The organism is Promicromonospora sp. NPDC060204 (genome assembly GCF_042728455.1).
In the GTDB taxonomy this organism is placed as follows: Bacteria; Actinomycetota; Actinomycetes; order Actinomycetales; family Cellulomonadaceae; genus Promicromonospora.
Genome location: NZ_JBHWZO010000271.1, coordinates 1 through 7963, shown reverse-complemented (window position 1 = coordinate 7963; position 7963 = coordinate 1). Strand labels below are relative to the sequence as shown.

The 7963-nt window shown below is 74.5% G+C and carries 7 protein-coding genes; 5 read left to right on the top strand and 2 right to left on the bottom strand.

From position 1 onward, the window contains the following. Positions 1–74 precede the first annotated feature (74 nt). Positions 75–644: a hypothetical protein gene (locus tag ACFWEJ_RS24545; protein ID WP_377231800.1), complete on the bottom strand. Its 570-nt coding sequence runs from the start codon at positions 642–644 to the stop codon at positions 75–77. A gap of 93 nt (positions 645–737) precedes the next feature. Between ACFWEJ_RS24545 and ACFWEJ_RS24540 the strand changes: the two genes are divergently transcribed. After that, entirely contained in the window at positions 738–1100 is a 363-nt protein-coding gene (locus ACFWEJ_RS24540; protein WP_377231799.1) for a hypothetical protein, read from the top strand. A gap of 642 nt (positions 1101–1742) precedes the next feature. Here ACFWEJ_RS24540 and ACFWEJ_RS24535 read toward each other — a convergent pair. Next, entirely contained in the window at positions 1743–2249 is a 507-nt protein-coding gene (locus tag ACFWEJ_RS24535) for a hypothetical protein (RefSeq protein ID WP_377231798.1), read from the bottom strand. A gap of 397 nt (positions 2250–2646) precedes the next feature. On the opposite strand from ACFWEJ_RS24535, the gene ACFWEJ_RS24530 reads away from it, so the two are divergent. The 4 genes from ACFWEJ_RS24530 to ACFWEJ_RS24515 are packed head-to-tail and all read left to right on the top strand — an operon-like array spanning position 2647 to position 7883. After that, a complete protein-coding gene (locus tag ACFWEJ_RS24530) occupies positions 2647–4977 on the top strand; it encodes a VanW family protein (RefSeq protein ID WP_377231797.1) in 2331 nt (776 codons plus the stop codon). Positions 4978–5017: 40 nt separating this feature from the next. Further along, a complete protein-coding gene (locus ACFWEJ_RS24525) occupies positions 5018–5857 on the top strand; it encodes a hypothetical protein (protein ID WP_377231796.1) in 840 nt (279 codons plus the stop codon). After that, on the top strand, positions 5854–6858 hold the full coding sequence (locus ACFWEJ_RS24520; protein WP_377231795.1) for a prephenate dehydratase: 1005 nt from the start codon (positions 5854–5856) through the stop codon (positions 6856–6858). Before ACFWEJ_RS24525 ends, ACFWEJ_RS24520 begins: the two co-directional genes overlap by 4 nt. Further along, positions 6855–7883: a prephenate dehydrogenase gene (locus ACFWEJ_RS24515; protein ID WP_377231794.1), complete on the top strand. Its 1029-nt coding sequence runs from the start codon at positions 6855–6857 to the stop codon at positions 7881–7883. Before ACFWEJ_RS24520 ends, ACFWEJ_RS24515 begins: the two co-directional genes overlap by 4 nt. Positions 7884–7963 lie beyond the last annotated feature (80 nt).

The window sequence follows — 7963 nt, the reverse complement described above, 5'->3', positions numbered from 1 at the left end:
GAGCATGCTCAAAGCGAAGAAACCCGGGCCTCAAAGGTGATGGGCGACGACGGTGCGCCCAGGGCGCGTCCCGGTCAGCGCTCCTGGAGGGCGTCCAGGCCGATCGCCATCGCGGTCACGAGCCGGCGGTCGAGCCGCGGGTCCTGGATGTTCACGACGTACCGGTCGCGCAGGCCCCACTTCTTCTCCACGGTGAACGCGGGCCGCCCCTCGATCGTGAAGTCGAAGTGGTACGGCAGCCAGGCGATCTCGGCGAGCCGCCGGATGATGGCGACGCCGAGGCTCCGCTCGGTCCCCGTGACCACACCGAGGCCGGGCTGCTCGACGTGCCAGGTGCTGCGCAGCAGCGACTTGGCGAAGTCCTTGCGGAACGTGCCGATCGGGGTGTCGCCCGCGTCGACGACGTCGTAGGTGGCGCCGAGGTCGACCACCTGGCGGGCCTTGAAGCCGAGCACCGACTCCTGCTTGGTGTCGTCGGTGTAGAGCGTGACCTGCTCACGGAAGGCCATGCGCTTCTGCTGGGCGAACGCGTAGAGGTCACCCTCGGAGCCGTCCGGCAGGGCGCCGCGTACCTCGTACTGGTTGACCAGCATGCGGATCCGCTGTCGAACGATGAGCTGCGTCTGATCCTGGAGCGTATTCACCCGCGGAGTGTTCCACACATGCAGAGTCCTCCCAGGTGGATGCTGGAGAATGCTCGGGTGAACTCCTCCCGACGCCCGCTCGGACGAACGATCGTGCGCACTCTTCTGGCCGTCGCGCTCGGCGTCGTGATGGGCGCTCTCGGGACGGTGGTGCACCGGTACGGGGCCGATTCCCTGTACCTCGGGCTGATCCTCGCGTTCGGTCTGACGGCAGCAGCCGGCGTGCTCGCGCGCGCCTGGGCCGGTTACGGCACGCTGCTCGGGTTCGGCGTGGGCTGGGTCGGCATCGTGCAGGCCCTGTCGCTGCCGGGCTCCGGGGGCGACGTCGTGGTGCCGGCCGGCGTGCTCGGCATGGTCTGGTCGTACGCGGGGGTGGCGATCCTCGCCGTCGTCGCCTTCCTGCCGTCCTCGTGGTTCGCCGAGGTTCCGGCCCGCCGGGATCGGTCCGCTGCCTGACCTCTGCGGTTCTTCGCAGGGTGCTTCAGGATGGTGGGCAGGATTGATACGAAACCTCCACCTCGGGGCGTCCAGTACGCGGCCTTGGGCAGGATTCTCGCTGGATAGGATGCCCGGCAGGGCGACTCCGTCCAGCGGATTCGCCGCGGGTAAGGTGCGCCCTGGGGGACGCGGAGAGCCCGCGTCTCGGGTAGTTGCACGGAGCGTGCCGATGGGTCAGCCGACCGAGCGTGACGAACCGCTCGAGCCGACATCAGACGAGAACGCCGGGGCTCAACCTGCCCCGGCCGTACCGCCTCGCTTGTACCAGAAACGCCCTGGCAGCGTGCCGCGACCTACGTCGCAACCCCCGGCACGTCCGTCGGCCGCCCAGGCCGCGCAGCCCGCAGTACCGGCCGGTCGACCGACCGTTCAGCCGGTTCCCCGATCCGCAGACAAGGTCGAACCTGTGACCGCTCCGGAACAGTCCGAGCCCACCAAGGCCCCGTCCGTCCCTGCCGCACCGCCGGCGGGGGTCCCCTCCGCGCCCGGCGACGCCGTGCCCGACACCACTCCGAGCGACGCCTCGGACGTCGAGGCGCCCGCCGTCGGCGCTGCCGAGCCCGCCGGAACGCCGGCTGCGCAGGCTGAGCCCGCGCCGGCTCAGCCTGCCCCGGCCGCGCCTGCTTCGGCCGCGCCTGCCTCGGCGAACGCGTCCGGCTCCGCGAACGCGCAGAACCCGGCGAGCCCTGAGCCGTCGTCGGCTGGTCGCACGGGAGGCGCTGCGGGTGAGCCCGTGTCCCCGGCGGCCGCCCCGGTCGCGCCCGACGTCGAGAAGCCGGCCGCGGTCCCGCCCGTCGTGCCGCCCGCGACTCCGTCCGGTGGCGCTCCTGCCGGCGCAGTGCCGCCCGCCGCCGTCCCGCCGGGCGAGCCGGTCCCGTCCGCGGGCGCGAGCACGCCCGTGTCCGACGCCGCGAACCGGCCTGCCGCCTCGGCAGCCCCGGTCCCGAGCGCGTCCGCCGCGCGTACGCCCGAAGGCCCCGCGTCCGACGGCGCGGCCCCCGCACCTGTCGGCACGCCGGAGGCAGGGCGCGTGCCCGAGGCCTCGTCCGCCGCCGCGGGAAGCCAGCCTGCCGCGCGCCAGTCCGCCGCCGAGGACAAGCCCGTCACCTCGCGCGCCTCGGACGCCGCGACCACGTCCGCCGCTCAGACGGGCTCCGCTGCTCAGACGGGATCCGCTGCGGCGGACCGGTCCCCCGCTCCGGCGCAGCCGCCTGTTCCGGCACGGCCGGCTGCTCCCGCGCAGCCTGCTGCTCCGGCCCAGCCCGTCGCTCAGCCTCAGCCTGCTGCTCAGGGCGCGTCGGACGCTTCAGCCAAGCCCGCGACGCCGGCCACGTCCGGCGCCGCGGCCGGGCCCGCCGGTCAGAACGCGGCGGATGCCGCGGCCAGGCCCGCAGTTCCGAGCAACCCCGCCGCTGCCGCCGGTGCCGCCGCGGCCGGTGCCGCCGCGACCAGCGCCAACGCTTCCACGAAGCCCTCTGCCACGAACCCCCCTGCCACGAACCCCGTGGCCACGAAGCCCGACGCCGCACCGGCCGACACCGCCAAGCCGGGCGCCCCGAAGGCCGACACCGCGAAGCCTGCCGGCGCGACCAAGCCCGACGCGCAGGCCGAGCCCGCCGCGGCGGACGCCGACGGGACCGACCAGGTCGCCGTGCTGCAGACCGTCGTCGCGGAGCTCGCGACGCCGCCGACCAAGGCCGCCAAGCCGCGCAGCGGGTACACCCCGCGCGTCTTCGCGTTCGACCGCCCGCCCAAGACCGGCGCCGCTGCTGCGGCTGCCGCGGCGGCAGGAACAGCAGCAGCGGGCACGCCGGCCGCCGCACCCGACGCAAGGACGGACGCCACGACCAGCACCGAGTCGGGCACCACGTCGGCCTCCGCGCCGCCGTCGGTCCCGCCGTTCGCCCCGCGCCCCGGCGCGGCGCCGTCGGACCCGGGCGCCGTGCCCACGGCCGAATCCAGCCAGATCCCGTTCCTCAAGCCGCTGACCGGCGCGATCCAGCGCGTCGCGCGCCCGTGGGCGCCGGTGCGCCCCGAGGCGACGCCGCTCGCGGCGTCCGCCCCCCAGGGTCCTGGCGGCCCGGGCGCGCCCGGCGGTCCCAACGGCCCCGCGGGTCCGAACGGCCCGGGCGCAGCGGGTCAGGACGGCTTCTTCGGTCTCGCCGGCGACGGCGCGCCGAGCCGCGGCCCCAAGATCGCCCTGCTCTCGGTGCTCGGCGCGGTCGTGCTGTTCGCGATCTACGCCTTCGCGGCGTGGGGCGTGAGCGACACGGTGCCCAAGGAGACCACCGTGGCCGGCGTGAACGTCGGCGGCATGACGCAGGCGGAGGCGGCGTCCGCGCTGACGGAGCAGCTCGGCCCGCGGCTCAAGGAGCCGATCGACCTCACGGCGGGCGAGGGCAAGGCCCAGCTCTCCCCGGAGCCCAGCGGCCTGGCGATCGACGCCGAGGCGACGACGGCGGGGCTCACGGGCTTCTCGCTGAGCCCGGCGCGCATGTGGGCGCACGCGTTCGGCGGTGACGAGCAGGAGCTGGTCCTGGCCATCGACTCGGAGAAGTTCGACGCCGCGGTCGCGGGCCTGGAGGAGTCGCTCGCGGTGGAGCCCGTGGACGGCACCGTCGCGTTCGTCGACGGGCAGGCCGTCAAGACGGACGCGAAGAACGGCTCGCGCATCGTCGCGAGCGAGACCGCGCGGATCATCAAGGCGCGCTGGCTGCACCAGGACGGGCCGTTCGACCTGCCGGTCGAGCCGGTCGACCCGGTGATCACCCAGGCGCAGACCGACAAGCAGTTCGCGGTCGCACAGAAGATCGTCTCGGCGCCGGTCACGGTCTCGGTGGGCGGCCAGCAGCCGCAGCTCTCGCCGCAGGTGCTCTCCGGGCTGATCCGGTTCGAGCAGAAGGACGACCAGCTGGTCACCATCGTGGACCGGGAGGCGACCGTCGCGGCGATCGTCGACGCCACGACGAACCTGCTCGAGGTCCCGTCCGACGCCCACTTCGAGTTCGCGGGCGGCAAGCCGACCGTGGTCGCGGGCAAGACCGGCACCACGCTCGACCCCGCAGAGGCGGGCAAGGCGGTGCGGATCGCCGCGACGGGTGACGACCGCGAGACGTCGGTCGAGCTCGTCGAGCAGGACCCCAAGGACACCGTCGAGTCGCTGGAGGCCCTGGGCGTCAAGGAGGTCGTCTCCGAGTTCAGCACGCCGCTGACGAACGAGCAGGTGCGCACCCAGAACCTGGTGCGCGGCGCGCAGATGGTCACGGGCAACCTCATCAAGCCGGGCGAGACCTTCTCGCTGCTGGAGGCGCTCGCCCCGATCACGCTGGAGAACGGGTACTTCGACGCGGGCGTCGTCGAGAACGGCGAGCACGTCGAGGCGGTGGGCGGCGGTCTGTCGCAGATGGCCACGACGTCGTTCAACGCGGGCTTCTTCGCCGGGTACGAGGACGTCGAGCACCACGCGCACTCCTACTGGTTCCCGCGCTACCCCGCGGGCCGCGAGGCCACGATCTACGTGGGCGCCAAGGACATGAAGTTCACGAACGACACCCCGTACGGCGCGGTCATGCAGGCCTACGTGTCGGGCAACCAGCTCACGGTCCGGATCTGGAGCACCAAGTACTACACGGTGCAGGAGAACACGAGCGCGAAGCGGAACATCGTCCCCAAGACGACGATCCACGACTCGTCGGCCGACTGCCAGGCCTACCCGGGCGGCGAGGACGGCTTCTCCGTGACCATCTCGCGCAAGGTGCTCCACGACGGCAAGGTCGTCAAGGAGAACTCGTTCAACCACTCCTACAACCCCGACAACCCCGTCGTGTGCGACTGACGGTGCGGCTCTGAGGCCTCCGCGGCGGTAGGTTCGGCACATGCTTGGACGTAGCGAGCGGGAGTCTCCCGCGCACGCGGTGCTGGCCGCGCGGATGGCGGGATGGAACGACCCGGTCGAGCTGCTCGACCTCGGGACCACGGCGGACACCCTCGCCACGGTCGCGAGCATCGAGGCCCTGGCGGCCGTGGTGCACCTGGGACACCCGGAGCACCCGGCGCCGGGCCTCGAGCGCGCCCTCCTGGAGGGCGCGCCGTCGCTCATCGTGACGTCGGCGGTGGCCGTGCCCGGCCAGTGGGTCTGGGTCGGGGCGAACGCCACGGTGGGTCAGGTCGTGATCGACGAGGCGGGCATGCGGGACTGCGCGGGCGTGCTGCGCGGCCTCGGGGTGAGCCCGCGCCTGGTGCCGACCCGCACCAGCGTCGAGGAGCGCGTCGCGCTCGCCGGCGAGGGCGGGTCCCTGGTGATCGAGCGCTCCCGGGTGCCCGCGGGCTTCGCGGAGCTCCCGGACAGCGCGGCCCTCGCCGAGGGCGGCCCAGTCTGGTACGGCCTGCTGGAGTCCCGCGACGACTGGCCCCCGTTCACCGAACCGGCCCAGGTGTGGCTCGCGTTCGGCCCGGCCGACGACCACCTCGGCTCGCTGCAGCCGACCCTCGCGGTCATCGCGGACGCCGGCCTCGACCTCGACCACCTGCGCAGCCAGCCGTCGTCGGGCGGGCCGCACGTGTTCTTCGCGTCGTTCTCCTGCCCCACGTCGCAGACGCTGAGCGTGCTGGTCGAGTCGCTGACCGAGCGCGGCGTCGCGCACCGCACGCTGGCCGTGCTGCCGGGCGAGACGTTCGTGCCCGGGCCGGACGCGCTGACCCCCCGATGGGCATGACGGCGCCGGGCGGCCGCCCGGCGGGCGGCACCCGGGTGGCCTACCTGGGCCCGGAGGGCACCTTCACGCACCAGGCGGCCCTGGAGTGGGCGCGGCGGCCCGCGCCCTCGGGCGCCTCGGCGGGGAGTCCCGGCGACGACGTGGCCGCCGAGCCGCTGGACACCGTCAAGGACGTGCACGACGTCGTGGCTGCCGGCGGTGCCGACGTCGGCGTGGTCGCGATCGAGTCCTCCGTGGAGGGCTACGTGGTGCCGTCGCTGGACGCGCTGCTGTCCAGCGCGGACGTCGTGGCCGTCGACGAGGTGGCGATCGACGTGTCGTTCGACGCGTTCGTGCGGCCGGACCACGGCGACCTGACGGAGGTGTCCGCGCACCCGCACGGGCTGGCGCAGTGCTCCGGCTTCGTTACCGGCACGGGGCTGGCGACCGCTCCGGCGTCGTCCAACGCGGCGGCCTGCCGCGACGCCGGACCGGGGACGATCGCCCTGGGGCCCACGATCTGCGGCGAGCTGTACGGGCTGCAGACGTACGCGAAGGCGGTGGAGGACTTCCGGGGCGGACGCACCCGGTTCCTCGTGCTGACCCGGCGCAGCGCGGCCGCCGCGCACCTCGCGCGGTCGCGGGACGCGGGCGCCACGGAGTGGAAGACGATGCTGGCGATCACCCCGTCGGTGACCGGTCCGGGCGTGCTGGCGCGGATCACCGCGGCGTTCGGCGACCGGGGCGTGAACATGTCGAGCCTGATCACCCGGCCGGTTAAGGCCCAGGAGAGCAAGTACGCGTTCGTGGTGACCTTCGACGAGGCGCCGTGGGACCGGGGCGCGCGGGAGATGCTGAGCGACCTGCTGGCGGCCGGCGACTCCCTCAAGACGCTCGGCCTGTTCCCGGCGGGCGCGGGCTTCCGGGCGCTCGACGGTGTGCTCGACCCGGACCACGCGCCGGTCGGCTCCGTGTCGGCGAACGACTCCGCCGAGGACCGCGAGCGGGGCCTGCTGTGGTGAGCGTCGGCGTCGTCGGGCTGGGGCTGGTCGGGGGCTCGCTCGCCCGCGCCCTGCAGGCGGCGGGCGTGCCCGTGGTCGCGACGGACCCCGCCTCGGGCGGCGAGGCGCGCGCGGCGGGCCTTACGATCGCCGACGACGTCGCGCACCTGGCCGCGAACCGGCCCGACGTCGTGGTGCTCGCCGCGCCGCTGCGCGCCATGCGGTCGGTGGCGGCGGAGCTCGCCGAGGCGCTGTCGGACGAGCCGGGCTGGGACCCGACGGTGACCGACGTCGGATCCGTGAAGGGGCCCGTGCGGGACGCGGTGACCGAGGCCGGGCTGGGGGAGCGGTACGTCGGCGCGCACCCGATGTCGGGGACGGAGCAGAGCGGCTTCGCGGCGTCGTCGGCGGAGCTGATGCAAGGTGTCCCGTGGGCGGTGACCGTGACCCCGGCGACCGACCCGGACCGGCTGCTGCAGGTGCTGCGGCTGGTCACGGGCCCCCTGGGCGGGACCGCCGCGGTGCTGACCGACGACCTGCACGACGAGGCCGTCGCGCTCGTGTCCCACGTGCCGCACGTGCTGGCCAACCAGCTCCTCGGCGCCGTCGCGGGCGCGCCCGTCCGGGACGTCGCGCTGCGGCTGGCCGCGGGCTCGTTCCGCGACGGGACCCGGGTGGGGTTCACCGATCCGCGGCGCACCGAGGCGATGGTGACCGAGAACGCCGCCTGGGTGGCCCCCGCGCTGCGGCTGGCGGCCCGCGACCTGGAACGGCTCGCGGACGCGCTGGACTCCAACGCGCCGACGCACGCGTTCTTCGACCGCCCCGAGCCGCTCCGGGATCGGCTGGGCCGCGGCGGGACGGCGCGCGTGACGGGCCTGCGCCCGGGCGACGGCGCGGACGGGGGCGGCCGGACGGACACCGGGGCCGGCGGAGACGTCGAGACGGTGCCGCTCACGGACGGCTGGCCCGCGGACCTGCTCGCGCGCTGCGCGCAGGGCGCGGTGGTCATCGCCGTCACCCCGGAGTCGGCCCTGCTCCGCTAGCTGTACCTCCCGGAAGGTATGTCACCACCCCACTGACCCGGCCGGTTGAATCCGCCGAGTCAGCCGGGTGGTCGGACTAG

Bases quoted from the DNA above. Each gene is read 5' to 3' on its own strand.
- ACFWEJ_RS24525 (WP_377231796.1), top strand. From the start codon at position 5,018: ATGCTTGGACGTAGCGAGCGGGAGTCTCCCGCGCACGCGGTGCTGGCC.
- ACFWEJ_RS24520 (WP_377231795.1), top strand. From the start codon at position 5,854: ATGACGGCGCCGGGCGGCCGCCCGGCGGGCGGCACCCGGGTGGCCTAC.